The sequence below is a fragment of the Micromonospora sp. NPDC023814 genome (assembly GCF_040639595.1).
Lineage (GTDB): Bacteria > Actinomycetota > Actinomycetes > Mycobacteriales > Micromonosporaceae > Micromonospora.
In genome coordinates, this window is record NZ_JBFAAF010000002.1 from 32747 (window position 1) to 46328 (window position 13582).

At 67.8% G+C, this 13582-nt stretch carries 23 protein-coding genes; all 23 read right to left on the reverse strand.

Annotated features, from left to right (window positions below; all coding sequences use genetic code 11):
* Positions 1 to 82: 82 nt before the first annotated feature.
* The 23 genes from rplO to fusA all read right to left on the reverse strand — a co-directional run bounded on the left by rplO (position 83) and on the right by fusA (position 13549).
* The gene (gene rplO / locus AB0G14_RS01205) at positions 83 to 526 is read right to left on the reverse strand and encodes a 50S ribosomal protein L15 (RefSeq protein ID WP_350711532.1); all 444 of its coding nucleotides are present in this window, start codon (positions 524 to 526) and stop codon (positions 83 to 85) included.
* Positions 526 to 708 (reverse strand): 50S ribosomal protein L30, encoded by a 183-nt coding sequence (rpmD, locus tag AB0G14_RS01210; protein WP_007073018.1) that lies wholly within the window; start codon positions 706 to 708, stop codon positions 526 to 528. Before rpmD ends, rplO begins: the two co-directional genes overlap by 1 nt.
* Positions 708 to 1322 (reverse strand): 30S ribosomal protein S5, encoded by a 615-nt coding sequence (gene rpsE, locus AB0G14_RS01215; RefSeq protein WP_007073019.1) that lies wholly within the window; start codon positions 1320 to 1322, stop codon positions 708 to 710. The genes rpmD and rpsE overlap by 1 nt, the downstream gene beginning before the upstream one ends.
* Before the next feature lie 33 nt (positions 1323 to 1355).
* Positions 1356 to 1733, reverse strand: a complete 378-nt coding sequence (gene rplR / locus AB0G14_RS01220; protein WP_357692780.1) for a 50S ribosomal protein L18 — start codon at positions 1731 to 1733, stop codon at positions 1356 to 1358.
* An 8-nt stretch (positions 1734 to 1741) separates the two neighbouring features.
* Entirely contained in the window at positions 1742 to 2284 is a 543-nt protein-coding gene (gene rplF / locus AB0G14_RS01225) for a 50S ribosomal protein L6 (protein WP_350711533.1), read from the reverse strand.
* 16 nt (positions 2285 to 2300) lie between these two features.
* Entirely contained in the window at positions 2301 to 2708 is a 408-nt protein-coding gene (rpsH, locus tag AB0G14_RS01230) for a 30S ribosomal protein S8 (RefSeq protein ID WP_013288624.1), read from the reverse strand.
* A gap of 73 nt (positions 2709 to 2781) precedes the next feature.
* Positions 2782 to 2967 (reverse strand): type Z 30S ribosomal protein S14, encoded by a 186-nt coding sequence (locus AB0G14_RS01235; RefSeq protein ID WP_007073023.1) that lies wholly within the window; start codon positions 2965 to 2967, stop codon positions 2782 to 2784.
* Between the two features lies 1 nt (position 2968).
* A complete protein-coding gene (gene rplE / locus AB0G14_RS01240; protein ID WP_350681992.1) occupies positions 2969 to 3538 on the reverse strand; it encodes a 50S ribosomal protein L5 in 570 nt (189 codons plus the stop codon).
* Positions 3538 to 3858 (reverse strand): 50S ribosomal protein L24, encoded by a 321-nt coding sequence (gene rplX / locus AB0G14_RS01245; RefSeq protein ID WP_172896341.1) that lies wholly within the window; start codon positions 3856 to 3858, stop codon positions 3538 to 3540. The genes rplE and rplX overlap by 1 nt, the downstream gene beginning before the upstream one ends.
* Positions 3855 to 4223, reverse strand: coding sequence for a 50S ribosomal protein L14 (gene rplN, locus AB0G14_RS01250; RefSeq protein WP_007465279.1), 369 nt, complete (start codon positions 4221 to 4223; stop codon positions 3855 to 3857). The genes rplX and rplN overlap by 4 nt, the downstream gene beginning before the upstream one ends.
* A gap of 97 nt (positions 4224 to 4320) precedes the next feature.
* Complete coding sequence (rpsQ, locus tag AB0G14_RS01255; RefSeq protein ID WP_088998356.1) at positions 4321 to 4596, reverse strand: 30S ribosomal protein S17; 276 nt, start codon at positions 4594 to 4596, stop codon at positions 4321 to 4323.
* On the reverse strand, positions 4593 to 4829 hold the full coding sequence (gene rpmC / locus AB0G14_RS01260) for a 50S ribosomal protein L29 (RefSeq protein WP_007073028.1): 237 nt from the start codon (positions 4827 to 4829) through the stop codon (positions 4593 to 4595). The genes rpsQ and rpmC overlap by 4 nt, the downstream gene beginning before the upstream one ends.
* Complete coding sequence (gene rplP, locus AB0G14_RS01265) at positions 4829 to 5254, reverse strand: 50S ribosomal protein L16 (protein ID WP_073834927.1); 426 nt, start codon at positions 5252 to 5254, stop codon at positions 4829 to 4831. Before rplP ends, rpmC begins: the two co-directional genes overlap by 1 nt.
* Before the next feature lie 3 nt (positions 5255 to 5257).
* A complete protein-coding gene (gene rpsC / locus AB0G14_RS01270) occupies positions 5258 to 6112 on the reverse strand; it encodes a 30S ribosomal protein S3 (RefSeq protein ID WP_091102569.1) in 855 nt (284 codons plus the stop codon).
* On the reverse strand, positions 6112 to 6570 hold the full coding sequence (gene rplV, locus AB0G14_RS01275; protein ID WP_091102565.1) for a 50S ribosomal protein L22: 459 nt from the start codon (positions 6568 to 6570) through the stop codon (positions 6112 to 6114). Before rplV ends, rpsC begins: the two co-directional genes overlap by 1 nt.
* A gap of 40 nt (positions 6571 to 6610) precedes the next feature.
* Positions 6611 to 6892: a 30S ribosomal protein S19 gene (gene rpsS, locus AB0G14_RS01280; protein ID WP_007073032.1), complete on the reverse strand. Its 282-nt coding sequence runs from the start codon at positions 6890 to 6892 to the stop codon at positions 6611 to 6613.
* A 12-nt stretch (positions 6893 to 6904) separates the two neighbouring features.
* Positions 6905 to 7744, reverse strand: coding sequence for a 50S ribosomal protein L2 (gene rplB / locus AB0G14_RS01285; RefSeq protein ID WP_046567215.1), 840 nt, complete (start codon positions 7742 to 7744; stop codon positions 6905 to 6907).
* Between the two features lie 12 nt (positions 7745 to 7756).
* A complete protein-coding gene (gene rplW / locus AB0G14_RS01290) occupies positions 7757 to 8059 on the reverse strand; it encodes a 50S ribosomal protein L23 (protein ID WP_076466668.1) in 303 nt (100 codons plus the stop codon).
* On the reverse strand, positions 8056 to 8706 hold the full coding sequence (gene rplD, locus AB0G14_RS01295; RefSeq protein WP_357692538.1) for a 50S ribosomal protein L4: 651 nt from the start codon (positions 8704 to 8706) through the stop codon (positions 8056 to 8058). Before rplD ends, rplW begins: the two co-directional genes overlap by 4 nt.
* Positions 8703 to 9368 (reverse strand): 50S ribosomal protein L3, encoded by a 666-nt coding sequence (rplC, locus tag AB0G14_RS01300; protein WP_357460245.1) that lies wholly within the window; start codon positions 9366 to 9368, stop codon positions 8703 to 8705. The genes rplD and rplC overlap by 4 nt, the downstream gene beginning before the upstream one ends.
* Positions 9369 to 9379: 11 nt before the next feature.
* On the reverse strand, positions 9380 to 9688 hold the full coding sequence (gene rpsJ, locus AB0G14_RS01305) for a 30S ribosomal protein S10 (protein WP_007073037.1): 309 nt from the start codon (positions 9686 to 9688) through the stop codon (positions 9380 to 9382).
* A gap of 350 nt (positions 9689 to 10038) precedes the next feature.
* Complete coding sequence (gene tuf, locus AB0G14_RS01310; RefSeq protein ID WP_357692539.1) at positions 10039 to 11232, reverse strand: elongation factor Tu; 1194 nt, start codon at positions 11230 to 11232, stop codon at positions 10039 to 10041.
* A gap of 220 nt (positions 11233 to 11452) precedes the next feature.
* Positions 11453 to 13549: an elongation factor G gene (fusA, locus tag AB0G14_RS01315; RefSeq protein WP_357692541.1), complete on the reverse strand. Its 2097-nt coding sequence runs from the start codon at positions 13547 to 13549 to the stop codon at positions 11453 to 11455.
* Positions 13550 to 13582 lie beyond the last annotated feature (33 nt).

Genomic DNA, 13582 nt, shown 5'->3' on the forward strand with positions numbered 1-13582 from the left:
TTACCCGGCGCACACATGCCGGGGAGAGCATGGCGCCCGCCCAGTTGGGACAACTGAGCGGGCGCCATGTGTCGTACAGCTCTTACAGCTCGGTGACGGTGCCACCGGCGGCGGCGATCTTCTCCTTGGCCGACGCGCTGAACGCGTGCGCCGACACCTGGAGGGCGACCCCGCCGAGGTCCCCGGTGCCGAGGACCTTGACCGGCTGACCCTTGCGGACCGCGCCGGCCTCGACGAGCTCCAGCGGGCCGACCTGGCCGCCGTTCGGGAACAGCTCGGCGAGCCGGTCCAGGTTGACCACCTGGAAGACCACCTTGAACTTGTTCTTGAAGCCCTTCATCTTCGGCAGGCGCATGTGGATGGGCATCTGCCCACCCTCGAACGCCGCCGAGATGTTCTTGCGGGCCTTGGAACCCTTGGTACCGCGACCGGCGGTCTTGCCCTTCGAGCCCTCACCGCGACCCACGCGGGTCTTCGCGGTCTTGGCACCGGGCGCCGGACGCAGGTGGTGGACCTTGATCGTCATTACTCGACCTCCTCGACCTTCACGAGGTGGTTGACCGCGAAGATCATGCCGCGGATCTCCGGACGGTCCTCCTTGACCACCACGTCGTTGATCCGCTTGAGACCGAGCGAACGCAGCGAGTCACGCTGGTTCTGCTTGGTCCCGATCTCGGACCGGACCTGGGTGACCTTCAGGCGAGCCATCAGGAAGCCACCCCCGCCCGCGACGCCAGCATGGCGGCCGGCGCGACGTCCTCGACCGGCAGGCCACGACGGGCGGCGACGGCCTCGGGGGACTCGAGCCCCTTCAGCGCCGCCACGGTGGCGTGCACGATGTTGATCGGGTTCGACGAACCGAGGCTCTTGGAGAGCACGTCGTGGATACCCGCGCACTCCAGCACGGCACGCACAGGACCACCGGCGATGACACCCGTACCGGCGGAAGCCGGCTTGAGCAGCACCACACCGGCCGCCGCCTCACCCGTCACCGGGTGCGGGATGGAGGAGGCGATCCGCGGAACCTTGAAGAAGTGCTTCTTGGCCTCCTCGACGCCCTTGGCGATCGCCGCGGGCACCTCCTTGGCCTTTCCGTAGCCCACACCGACGGTGCCGTCGCCGTCGCCCACGATCACCAGGGCGGTGAAGCTGAAGCGACGACCACCCTTCACGACCTTGGCGACGCGGTTGATCGCGACGACCCGCTCGAGGTGCGGGGTCTTCTCGACGGGCGCGTTTCCGCGGCCGCCCTCACGGCGGTTGTCGCGGCGACCACCCTCGTTGCCACCGGACCCGCCGCCACGGCGCTGTTGACCTGGCATCAGCAGCCTTCCTTCTCTCTCGTGACGGGGTTTCTAGAACTCGAGCCCGGCTTCGCGGGCGGCGTCGGCAAGCGCGGCGACCCGCCCCGCGTACCGGTTGCCACCGCGGTCGAAGACGACCTTGGAGATGCCGGCGGCCTTGGCCCGCTCGGCGAGCAGGGCGCCGACCTTGCCGGCCAGGGCGCTCTTGTCGCCCTCCGAGCCGCGCACCGAGGCGTCCAGGGTCGAGGCCGACGCCAGGGTGTGACCCTTGGTGTCGTCCACGATCTGGGCGACGATGTGCCGCAGGGAGCGGGTGACCACGAGGCGGGGACGCTCGGCGGTGCCGCTGATGTTCTTGCGGACCCGGAAGTGCCGACGCGCACGCCCGACGGCACGCTTGGCGGCGACGCCGCGGCGGCGCTTGAGCAGCGTGGCGCTCACTTCTTACCTGCCTTTCCAGCCTTGCGGCGGATGACCTCGCCCTGGTACTTCACGCCCTTGCCCTTGTAGGGCTCCGGCGGGCGGATCTTCCGGATGTTGGCGGCAACCTCACCGACGAGCTGCTTGTCGATGCCGGCCACGTGGAACAGCGTCGGCTTCTCCACCGTGAAGGTGATGCCGTCCGGCGCCGGAACCAGCACGGGGTGCGAGAACCCGAGCGCGAACTCCAGGTCCTTGCCCTTGGCGGTCACGCGGTAACCGGTGCCGGCGATCTCCAGGCTCTTGCGGTAGCCCTCGGTGACGCCGACGATCATGTTGGCGACCAGGGTACGGCTGAGGCCGTGCAGCTCCTTGGCCTTGCGCTCGTCGTTCGGGCGGTTGACGTTCAGCTGCCCGTCCTCGGCCCGGTCGATCGTGATCGGCTCGGCCAGGGTGTGCGAGAGCTCGCCCTTCGGGCCCTTGACCTTGACGGTCTGCCCGTCGATCGTGATGTCGACGCCGGCTGGCACCGGGATCGACTTACGTCCAATACGCGACATTTCTACCTGTCTCCCGTTACCAGACGAAGGCGAGGACTTCCCCGCCAACGCTCCGCTTGCGGGCCTGCCGGTCGGTGAGCAGCCCCTGGGACGTCGAAATGATCGCCACGCCCAGCCCGCCGAGCACCCGCGGGAGCCCGTCCGACTTGGCGTAAACCCGCAGACCGGGCTTGGACACACGCTTGATGCCGGCCAGGCTCCGCTCCCGGTTCTGGCCGTACTTCAGCTCGACGACCAGTCGCTTGCCGACGGCGCCCTCCTCGGGCTCCTCGACCGACCAGGTGGCGATGTAACCCTCGGCCTTGAGGACCTCGGCGATGTTCGCCTTGATCTTCGAGTAGGGCATCGTCACCCGGTCGTGGTACGCCTGGTTGGCGTTACGCAGACGCGTGAGCATGTCTGCGATCGGGTCGGTCATCGTCATGGAATTCGTCAGCCTTTCTCGCCGGGGTTCCCGGGGCGGTGAGCCCCGGGCCTACGGCGAAGAGCAATAGCTATTACCAGGAAGCCTTGGACACGCCGGGCAGCTCACCGCGGTGGGCCATCTCCCGGATGCACACCCGGCAGAGACCGAACTTGCGGTAGACCGCCTTGGGACGCCCGCACCGCTGGCAGCGGGTGTACGCGCGAACCGAGAACTTCGGCTTCGCGGCCGCCTTGAGGATCAGCGCCTTCTTGGCCATCTCAGTTCTCCTTGAACGGGAAGCCCAGGAGCTTGAGCAGCGCCCGGCCCTCGTCGTCGGTCGTGGCGGTCGTGACCACCGTGATGTCCATGCCCCGCTGGCGATCGATCTTGTCCTGGTCGATCTCGTGGAACACCGACTGCTCGGTCAGACCGAACGTGTAGTTGCCGTGCCCGTCGAGCTTGCGCCCGTCGAGACCGCGGAAGTCGCGGATACGCGGCAGCGCGATCGACAGCAGCCGGTCCAGGAACTCCCACATCCGGTCGCCGCGGAGGGTGACCTTCGCGCCGATCGGCATGCCCTCGCGGAGCTTGAACTGCGCGATGGACTTGGTCGCCCGCCGCACCTGCGGCTTCTGGCCGGTGATGGTGGCCAGGTCCCGGACGGCGCCGTCGATCAGCTTGGCGTCCCGGGCGGCCTCGCCGACACCCATGTTGACGACGATCTTGACCAGCCGCGGCACCTGCATCGGGTTGCCGTACTTGTGCTGCTCCTGCAGCTGGGCCACGATCTCGTTGCGGTACCGCTCCTTGAGGCGCGGCATGGTCTTGGTTTCGGTAGCCGTGGTCATCACAGGTCCTTACCGGTGCTACGCGCGATGCGGACCTTCTGGCCGTTTTCGTCGATCCGGTAACCGACGCGGGTCGGCTTGCCGTCGGAGTCCAGGACCTGCACGTTCGAGACGTGGATCGGGGCCTCCTGGGTGACGATGCCACCGGTCTTGGCGCCACGCTGGGTGGTGCTGATGCGGGTGTGCTTCTTGACCCGGTTCACGCCCTCGACCAGGACCTTGTCCTGCCGCGGGTAGGCCGCGATGACCTTGCCCTTGGCACCCTTGTCCTTGCCGGCGATGACGACGACCGTGTCGCCCTTCTTGACCTTCACGGTCACAACACCTCCGGCGCGAGAGAGATGATCTTCATGAACCGCTTGTCCCGCAGCTCCCGACCCACCGGGCCGAAGATACGGGTGCCGCGCGGGTCCCCGCCGTCCTTGATGATGACGGCGGCGTTCTCGTCGAAACGGATGTACGAACCGTCCGGCCGCCGCCTCTCCTTGGCGGTGCGAACGACGACGGCCTTGACGACGTCGCCCTTCTTCACACCGGCACCCGGGATCGCGTCCTTGACGGTGGCCACGATGACGTCGCCGATGCTCGCGTAGCGCCGACCGGAGCCACCGAGAACCCGGATGCACAGGATCTCCCGAGCACCCGTGTTGTCGGCGACGCGCAGTCGCGACTCCTGCTGAATCACGTCTATCTCCTATGTCTGCCGGTTCTCCGGCCGCACGAGGCGGCCGGAGCCTGGCGGAACCCGCGCCCGACTGACGCCGGGCGAGCTTGAGCCTTCGCTACTTGGCCTTTTCCAGGATCTCCACGAGCCGCCACCGCTTGGTGGCGGACAGCGGCCGGGTCTCCATGATCAGGACCCGGTCGCCGATGCCGGCGGTGTTCTGCTCGTCGTGCACCTTCAGCTTGCTGGTACGGCGCATGATCTTGCCGTACAGCGCGTGCTTGACCCGGTCCTCGACCTCGACGACGACGGTCTTTTCCATCTTGTCGCTGACCACGAGGCCCTCACGCACCTTACGGCGGGCCCGCGCGGCGGCGGTGGTGTTCTCGCTCATGATGCAGTCACCTCAGTCGGCGCGGCCGAGAGACCCAGCTCGCGCTCACGCATGATCGTGTAGATCCGGGCGATCTCCCGACGGATGACCTGCAGCCGCCGGTTGTTGTCCAGCTGCCCGGTTGCGGCCTGCACGCGGAGGTTGAACAGCTCCGCCTTGGCCTCGCGCAGCTTCGTGACCAGCTCCTCCTCGGAGAGCTCACGCAGCTCGGAGGCCTTAACGCCCGCTGCCATCAGGATTCACCCACTTCGCGCGTAACAATGCGGCACTTCATCGGGAGCTTGTGGATCGCGCGACGCATCGCCTCTCGCGCGATCTGCTCGTTGGGGAAGGACATCTCGAAGAGGACCCGCCCCGGCTTCACGTTGGCGACCCACCACTCGGGCGAACCCTTACCGGAACCCATCCGGGTCTCGGCCGGCTTCTTGGTGAGGGCCTGGTCCGGGAAGATCGTGATCCAGACCTTGCCACCACGCTTGATGTGGCGGGTCATCGCGATACGCGCCGACTCGATCTGGCGGTTGGTCACGTACGCCGGCTCGAGAGCCTGGATCCCGAACTCGCCGAACACCACCCGGTTACCACCCTTGGACGCGCCGTGGCGGTCCGGGTGGTGCGGCTTGCGGAAGCCCTTCGGGGGCTTGCGCGGCATCAGCATCTGTCAGCCCTCCTGCTGCGTTTCTGCCGCGGCGGAGACGGCGGCGGGATCCACCGCGTCACCACTCGGCGTCTCGGCCTGCTGCGCGATGGTGGTCGCGGCGGCCCGGCCGGCCTCGGTGCCACCGGCGGTCGTGCCGGACGAGCCGGACCGACCACGGCGCGGCCGCTCGGGGCGGTCGCCGCGCTCACGGCGCGGGCGCGACGGAGCCTCGGCCGGGGTCTCCCGACCCGGCACCGCGTCGCCCTTGTAGATCCAGACCTTCACGCCGATCCGGCCGAAGGTGGTACGGGCCTCGAAGAAGCCGTACTCGATGTTGGCCCGCAGCGTGTGCAGCGGGACCCGGCCCTCGCGGTAGAACTCGGTCCGGCTCATCTCGGCGCCGCCGAGACGGCCCGAGACCTGGACCCGGATGCCCTTGCAGACCGGGTTCTTCATCGCGGACTGCATGGCCTTGCGCATCGCCCGACGGAAGCTGACCCGGCTGGACAGCTGCTCGGCGACGCCCTGGGCGACGAGCTGCGCGTCCGACTCGGGGCTCTTCACCTCGATGATGTTCAGCTGGACCTGCTTGCCGGTCAGCTTCTCGAGCTCGCCACGGATCCGGTCGGCCTCCGCACCCTTACGGCCGATGACGATGCCCGGCCGGGCGGTGTGGATGTCGACGCGGACCCGGTCCCGGGTGCGCTCGATGTCGACCTTGGAGATGCCGGCACGCTCGAGGCCCTTGGACATCATGCGGCGGATCTTGACGTCCTCGCCGATGTAGTCCTTGTAGAGCTTGTCCGCGAACCAGCGGGACTTCCAGTCGGTCGAGATGCCGAGCCGGAACCCGTGCGGGTGAACCTTCTGACCCATTACTCGGCGCCCTCCGTCTTGCTCTGCGTCTCAGCCGGCTCCGCCTGCTTCGCCGGGGCCGCCTTCTTCGCCGCGGCCTTCTTCGGCGCGGCCGGCGCCACGGCCTCGACCGCGACGGTGATGTGGCAGGTGCGCTTGCGGATCCGGTACGCCCGGCCCTGCGCCCGCGGCTGGAACCGCTTCATGGTCGGGCCCTCGTCCACGTACGCCTCGCTGACGAGCAGCGCGTCGGGGTCCAGCCGCTCGTTGTTCTCCGCGTTGGCGATCGCGCTCGCGAGCACCTTGTACACCTGCTCGCTCGCAGCCTGCGGCGCGAACTGCAGCACCGTGAGCGCCTCCTTCGCGGGCAGGCCGCGGACGAGGTTGACCACCCGGCGCGCCTTCATCGGCGAGATGCGCACGTGCCGCGCAACCGCCCGCGCGCCCGGAAGCACCGGAGCGTCGCCCTTTCCTGGCATCGCTGTAACCCCTTGTTCCTCTATCCGTATGCCCGCGGCGTCAGCGCCGACGGCTCTTCCGGTCGTCCTTCTCGTGACCCTTGAACGTGCGGGTCAGCGCGAACTCGCCGAGCTTGTGCCCGACCATCGCCTCGGTCACGAACACCGGGACGTGCTTGCGTCCGTCGTGCACGGCGATCGTGTGACCCAGCATCTCCGGGATGATCGTCGAGCGCCGCGACCAGGTCTTGATGACGTTCTTCGAGCCCTTGTCGTTCTGCGTCTCCACCTTCTTGAGCAGGTGGTCGTCGACGAACGGGCCCTTCTTCAGGCTGCGAGGCATGTCTTATCTCCCTCAGCCGCGCTTACGCGTGGCGTAGCGGCGGCGGACGATCAGCCGGTCACTCGGCTGGCCCTTACGACGGGTGCGGCCCTCGGGCTTACCCTGCGGGTTGACCGGGTGGCGACCGCCGGAGGTCTTACCCTCACCACCACCGTGCGGGTGGTCGACCGGGTTCATCGCGACACCACGGACGGTCGGGCGCTTGCCCTTCCACCGCATACGGCCGGCCTTGCCCCAGTTGATGTTCGACTGGTCGGCGTTGCCGATCTCGCCGATGCTGGCGCGGCAGCGGACGTCGACCCGCCGGATCTCACCGGACGGCATGCGCAGGGTCGCGTACGCGCCCTCGCGGCCGAGCAGCTGGATGCCGACGCCGGCCGAGCGGGCCAGCTTGGCGCCGCCGCCCGGGCGCAGCTCCACGTTGTGGATGGTGGTACCGACCGGGATGTTGCGCAGCGGCAGGTTGTTGCCCGGCTTGATGTCGGCGCCCGGACCGGACTCCACCGCGTCGCCCTGCTTCAGGTCCTTCGGCGCGATGATGTAGCGCTTCTCGCCGTCGGCGTAGTGCAGCAGCGCGATGCGCGCGGTGCGGTTCGGGTCGTACTCGATGTGGGCGACCTTCGCCGGCACGCCGTCCTTGTCGACCCGCTTGAAGTCGATCAGACGGTACTGGCGCTTGTGACCGCCACCGTGGTGCCGCGTGGTGATCCGGCCGTGGGCGTTGCGTCCGCCCTTCTTCGGCAGCGGCGCCAGCAGCGACTTCTCGGGCGTCGACCGGGTGATCTCGGCGAAGTCGGCGACGCTCGAGCCACGCCGGCCCGGCGTCGTCGGCTTGTACTTACGGATAGCCATTGTCTACACCCCTCAGCTGACCGGGCCGCCGAAGGCCTCGATACGGTCACCGTCAGCCAGCTTCACCATCGCCCGCTTGGTGTCCTTGCGCTTGCCGAACCCGGTGCGGGTCCGCTTGCGCTTGCCCTCGCGGTTGAGCGTGTTGACCGTCAGGACGCGGACGTTGAAGATCTGCTGGATAGCGATCTTGATCTCGGTCTTGTTCGCGTCCGGGTGCACCAGGAAGGTGTACCAGTTGCGGTTCAGCTCGCTGTAGCTCTTCTCCGAGACGACCGGCGCCACGATGATGTCGCGCGGGTCGGCGATCGTGCTCACTTGCCACCCTCCTCGGTGGTCTCGGCGGGAACACCGAGGAACTCGTCCAGGGCGTCCTTCGTGAAGACCACGTCGTCGGCCACCAGCACGTCGTACGTGTTGAGCTGGCCGGCTTCGATCAGGTGCACCCGCGGCTCGTTGCGCAGCGACACCCAGTTCAGCTCGTCGGTGCTGCTCAGCACGACCAGGACCCGGCGGGCCTCGGTCAGCTTGGCCAGCGTGGCCAGGGCGGCCTTGGTCGACGGCTTCTCGCCCGAGACGAACGCCTCGACGACGTGCACCTGCCCGGCGCGGGCCCGGTCCGACAGGGCGCCACGCAGGGCGGCGGCCTTCATCTTCTTCGGGGTGCGCTGGCTGTAGTCGCGCGGCACGGGACCGTGCACCACGCCACCGCCGGCGAACTGCGGCGCGCGGATCGAGCCCTGCCGGGCACGACCGGTGCCCTTCTGCTTGTACGGCTTCTTGCCGCCACCGGCGACCTCGCCGCGGGTCTTGACCTTGTGCGTGCCCTGGCGGGCTGCCGCGAGCTGGGCCACCACGACCTGGTGCATCAGCGCGACGTTGGCCTGGACGTCGAAGATGTCGGCGGGCAGCTCGACGGAGCCGCTCTTGTTGCCTTCGACGGAGAGGACGTCAACGGTGGTCACTTGGCCACACCGCCCTTCTTCACCTTGGTCTTGGCCGCGGTGCGGACCAGGACCAGCGCGCCCTTGGGGCCGGGAATGGCGCCGCGGACGAGCAGGAGGTTGTTCTCGGTGTCGACCGCCTGGACGGTCAGGTTCTGGACGGTGTAGCGCACGCCACCCATCCGGCCGGCCATCCGGGTGCCCTTGAAGACACGACCCGGGGTGGCGCAGGCGCCGATGGAGCCCGGCGAGCGGTGCTTGCGCTCGACACCGTGGCTGGCGCGCAGACCGTGGAAGCCGTGACGCTTCATCGGGCCGGCGTAGCCCTTGCCCTTGGTCTTGCCGGTCACGTCGATCGAGACACCGGCCGGGAACTCCTCGACCGTGATCTCCTGGCCGAGCGAGTAGTCCGCCGCGTCGGCGGTGCGCAGCTCGACGATGTGCCGGCGCGGCGCGACGTCGGCCTTCGCGTAGTGCCCGCTGATCGGCTTCTTGACCTTGCGCGGGTCGATCGTGCCGTACGCCAGCTGGACCGCGGAGTAACCGTCCTTGTCGGCGCTACGAACCTGGCTGATGACGCACGGGCCGGCCTGAACCACGGTCACCGGGACAACGCGGTTGTTGTCCCAGACCTGGGTCATGCCGAGCTTTGCGCCCAGGATCCCCTTGACTTGCCTGTCCATTTGTCCGGTCCCTACAGCTTGATCTCGATGTCGACGCCAGCCGGCAGGTCGAGGCGCATGAGCGAGTCGACCGTCTTCGGGGTCGGGTCGATGATGTCGATCAGCCGCTTGTGCGTGCGCATCTCGAAGTGCTCGCGCGAGTCCTTGTACTTGTGCGGCGAGCGGATAACGCAGAAACGGTTGATCTCCGTGGGCAGCGGCACCGGGCCCGCGACCTGCGCCCCGGTACGCGTCACCGTCTCGACGATCTTCCGAGCCGAGGAGTCGACGACCTCGTGGTCATAGGCCTTGAGCCGGATGCGGATCTTCTGTCCCGCCATGGTGGCTTCTGTTCCTTCTCTCGATGCCGCTGTGTTGCGGGCGCCTGTACCGGCTGGTACAGGCCCTCTTCGCCGACCCCCGCGGTCGGGCGTGTCGCGCTCCCGGGCCAGGCTCCGCCCCGGGACTCCGGAGCGATTCTGACCGCGCGGTGGGTCAAGGCGCCGATCGCACTACCGCGACCTGAACGCCGTGCGAGGGTGGTTGGCGGACGCGCCGCCAACCACCCTACGCCCGACTGTCCTGCGGCCCGGAGGTTCGACGAAAGCCGAACACGGGCAGCGAACTGTCGTTACGCAACCTGACTAGTATGCCGCACGACTGGCGGCGGGTCTAATCGGGGTTACCTAGCTCACTTGATGATCTTGGTGACGAACCCGGCGCCGACGGTGCGGCCACCCTCGCGGATCGCGAACTTGAGGTTCTCCTCCATGGCGATGGGCTGGATCAGCTTCACCGTCATGGTGGTGTTGTCACCCGGCATGACCATCTCGGTGCCCTCGGGGAGCGTGACGACACCGGTGACGTCCGTGGTCCGGAAGTAGAACTGCGGACGGTAGTTCTGGAAGAACGGGGTGTGCCGGCCGCCCTCCTCCTTGGAGAGGATGTAGACCGTCGCCTCGAACTCCGTGTGCGGGGTCGTGGTGCCCGGCTTGATGACGACCATGCCGCGCTCGACGTCCTCGCGCTTGATGCCACGCAGCAGCAGACCGACGTTCTCACCCGCGCGGGCCTCGTCGAGCAGCTTGCGGAACATCTCGATGCCGGTGCAGGTGGTCTTCATCGACTTCTCGCGGATGCCGACGATCTCCACCTCCTCGTTCGGCTTGAGGATGCCACGCTCGGCGCGGCCGGTGACCACGGTGCCGCGGCCGGTGATCGTGAAGACGTCCTCGATCGGCATGAGGAACGGCTTCTCGGTCTCGCGCTCCGGCTGCGGGATCGCGGTGTCGACAGCGGTCATCAGGTCCAGCAGCTTGCCGGTCCACTCGGGGTCACCCTCGAGGGCCTTCAGCGCCGAGACCCGGACGACCGGCAGGTCGTCACCCGGGTACTCCTGCGACGAGAGCAGCTCGCGGACCTCGAGCTCGACGAGCTCCAGGAGCTCCTCGTCATCGACCATGTCGCTCTTGTTGAGCGCCACGACGATGTAGGGCACGCCGACCTGGCGGGCCAGCAGCACGTGCTCGCGGGTCTGCGGCATCGGGCCGTCGGTCGCCGCGACCACCAGGATCGCGCCGTCCATCTGCGCGGCACCGGTGATCATGTTCTTGATGTAGTCGGCGTGACCGGGGCAGTCGACGTGCGCGTAGTGCCGCGCCTCGGTCTGGTACTCGACGTGCGCGATGGAGATCGTGATGCCGCGGGCCTTCTCCTCCGGCGCCTTGTCGATCTCGTCGAACGGCGTGTACGGGTTCAGGTCCGGGTACTGGTCGTGCAGGACCTTGGTGATGGCCGCCGTCAGCGTCGTCTTACCGTGGTCGATGTGACCAATGGTGCCGATGTTGACGTGCGGCTTAGTCCGCTCGAACTTCGCCTTCGCCACTGGTGTCCTCCTGTGGACTTCTTGGTTCGTTCGCCCCGGCGCGCCGGTCGGCGCTTAGGACTCTGTCGACAGCCTTTCCGGCCTGGCGGCCGGAGAGCTTTGGTGGGTTCTGCGGCGATGAAGCCTACAGGCCCGGTCTCACGCATCCCGACCGAGGTGGCCGCGGGCGGGGAGCACCCTCCCGCGACCGCCCCGGATCATCGGAGCACGTCAGGTGAGGTCACTCACCCGTCGCCTTGGCGATGATCTCCTTCGCGACCGAGGCCGGAACCTCGGCGTAGGAGTCGAACTGCATGCTGTAGCTAGCCCGGCCCTGGGTCTTCGACCGCAGGTCGCCGACGTAGCCGAACATCTCCGACAACGGCACCAGGGCCCGGACGACGCGGGCGCCGCTGCGCTCCTCCATCGCCTGGATGATGCCACGGCGGGAGTTGAGGTCGCCGATGACGTCACCCATGTTCTCCTCGGGAGTGGTGACCTCAACGGCCATCATCGGCTCGAGCAGCGCGGGGTCGGCCTTGCGGGCCGCCTCCTTCATCGCCATCGAGCCGGCGATCTTGAATGCCATTTCCGACGAGTCGACCTCGTGGTACTGGCCGTCCACCAGGGTGAGCTTGACGCCCACCAGGGGGAAGCCGGCGAGGATGCCGTACTGCATGGCGTCCTGCGCGCCCGCGTCCACGGACGGGATGAACTCCCGGGGGATGCGGCCACCGGTCACGGCGTTGGCGAACTCGTAGGTCGGGGCGTCGTTGCCCAGCGGCAGCGGCTCCAGGCTGATGATCACCCGGGCGTACTGGCCGGAACCACCGGTCTGCTTCTTGTGGGTGTACTCGACCTTCTCCACCTTGCGGCGGATGGTCTCGCGGTACGCCACCTGCGGCTTACCGATGTTGGCCTCGACGTTGAACTCGCGGCGCATCCGGTCGACCAGGATGTCCAGGTGCAGCTCGCCCATGCCGGAGATGACCGTCTGGCCGGTCTGGTCGTCCAGCTTGACGCGGAAGGTCGGGTCCTCCTCGGCCAGCCGCTGGATGGCGGTGCTTAGCTTCTCCTGGTCGGCCTTGGTCTTCGGCTCGATGGCGACCTCGATGACCGGCTCCGGGAAGGTCATCGACTCCAGGATGACCGGGTTCGCCGGGTCGCAGAGGGTGTCACCGGTGGTGGTCTGCTTGAGACCCTGCACCGCGATGATGTCGCCAGCCTGGGCCGAGCTGCGCTCTTCCCGCTTGTTGGCGTGCATCTGGTAGATCTTGCCGATCCGCTCCTTGCGGTCCTTCGTGGAGTTGACCACCTGGGAGCCGGACTCGAGCGTGCCGGAGTAGATCCGGACGTAGGTGAGCTTGCCGAGGTGCTTGTCCGTCTGGATCTTGAAGGCCAGGCCGGAGAACGGCTCCGAGACGGACGGCTTGCGCTGCATCGGCGTCTCGCCGTCGGTGGCCGTGCCCTCGATCGCCGGGATGTCCAGCGGCGACGGCAGGTACGCGATGACCGCGTCCAGCATCGGCTGGATGCCCTTGTTCTTGAAGGCGGTGCCGGTGAGGACCGGGTTGGCCTTGCCGGCGATGGTGGCCCGACGGATGGCGGCCTTGATCTCCTCGGCGGAGATCTCCTCGCCCTCCAGGTACTTCTCCATCACCGCGTCGTCGACGTCGGCCAGGGTCTCCATCAGCTTCTCGCGCCACTCGGCGGCGGAGTCGGCGAGGTCGGCCGGGATCTCCTCGACCGCGTAGTCCTCACCCTTCTGGGTCTCCCCGCGCCAGGTCAGCGCCCGCATCTCGACCAGGTCGACCACGCCGATGAAGTCGGACTCGGCGCCGATCGGGATCTGGAGCACCAGCGGGGTGGCGTTGAGCCGGTCGATCATCATCTGCACGCAGCGGAAGAAGTCGGCACCGGTCCGGTCGAGCTTGTTGACGAAGCACATCCGGGGGACGTTGTACTTGTCCGCCTGCCGCCAGACGTTCTCCGTCTGCGGCTCCACGCCGGCGACGCCGTCGTAGACCGCGACCGCACCGTCCAGCACCCGCAGCGACCGCTCGACCTCGACCGTGAAGTCGACGTGGCCGGGCGTGTCGATGATCTGGATCGTGTGGCCCTTCCACTCACACTTGGTAGCAGCGGAGGTGATGGTGATACCACGCTCCTGCTCCTGCTCCATCCAGTCCATGACGGCACCGCCCTCGTGGACCTCACCGATCTTGTACGTGATGCCGGTGTAGAACAGGATCCGCTCGGTGGTGGTGGTCTTACCGGCATCGATGTGGGCCATGATGCCGATGTTGCGTACGTTGGCGAGCGCGTCTGCGGCGGCCACTTCAATCCCTACTTATCGTCGTCTCGACACAAC

Coding starts and splice junctions, on each gene's coding strand:
- rplO (WP_350711532.1), bottom strand. CDS start 526: ATGACGATCAAGGTCCACCACCTGCGTCCGGCGCCCGGTGCCAAGACC.
- rpmD (WP_007073018.1), bottom strand. CDS start 708: ATGGCTCGCCTGAAGGTCACCCAGGTCCGGTCCGAGATCGGGACCAAG.
- rpsE (WP_007073019.1), bottom strand. CDS start 1,322: ATGCCAGGTCAACAGCGCCGTGGCGGCGGGTCCGGTGGCAACGAGGGT.
- rplF (WP_350711533.1), bottom strand. CDS start 2,284: ATGTCGCGTATTGGACGTAAGTCGATCCCGGTGCCAGCCGGCGTCGAC.
- rpsH (WP_013288624.1), bottom strand. CDS start 2,708: ATGACGATGACCGACCCGATCGCAGACATGCTCACGCGTCTGCGTAAC.
- AB0G14_RS01235 (WP_007073023.1), bottom strand. CDS start 2,967: ATGGCCAAGAAGGCGCTGATCCTCAAGGCGGCCGCGAAGCCGAAGTTC.
- rplE (WP_350681992.1), bottom strand. CDS start 3,538: ATGACCACGGCTACCGAAACCAAGACCATGCCGCGCCTCAAGGAGCGG.
- rpsQ (WP_088998356.1), bottom strand. CDS start 4,596: ATGAGCGAGAACACCACCGCCGCCGCGCGGGCCCGCCGTAAGGTGCGT.
- rpmC (WP_007073028.1), bottom strand. CDS start 4,829: ATGGCAGCGGGCGTTAAGGCCTCCGAGCTGCGTGAGCTCTCCGAGGAG.
- rplP (WP_073834927.1), bottom strand. CDS start 5,254: ATGCTGATGCCGCGCAAGCCCCCGAAGGGCTTCCGCAAGCCGCACCAC.
- rpsC (WP_091102569.1), bottom strand. CDS start 6,112: ATGGGTCAGAAGGTTCACCCGCACGGGTTCCGGCTCGGCATCTCGACC.
- rplV (WP_091102565.1), bottom strand. CDS start 6,570: ATGCCAGGAAAGGGCGACGCTCCGGTGCTTCCGGGCGCGCGGGCGGTT.
- rpsS (WP_007073032.1), bottom strand. CDS start 6,892: ATGCCTCGCAGCCTGAAGAAGGGCCCGTTCGTCGACGACCACCTGCTC.
- rplB (WP_046567215.1), bottom strand. CDS start 7,744: ATGGCTATCCGTAAGTACAAGCCGACGACGCCGGGCCGGCGTGGCTCG.
- rplC (WP_357460245.1), bottom strand. CDS start 9,368: ATGGACAGGCAAGTCAAGGGGATCCTGGGCGCAAAGCTCGGCATGACC.
- rpsJ (WP_007073037.1), bottom strand. CDS start 9,688: ATGGCGGGACAGAAGATCCGCATCCGGCTCAAGGCCTATGACCACGAG.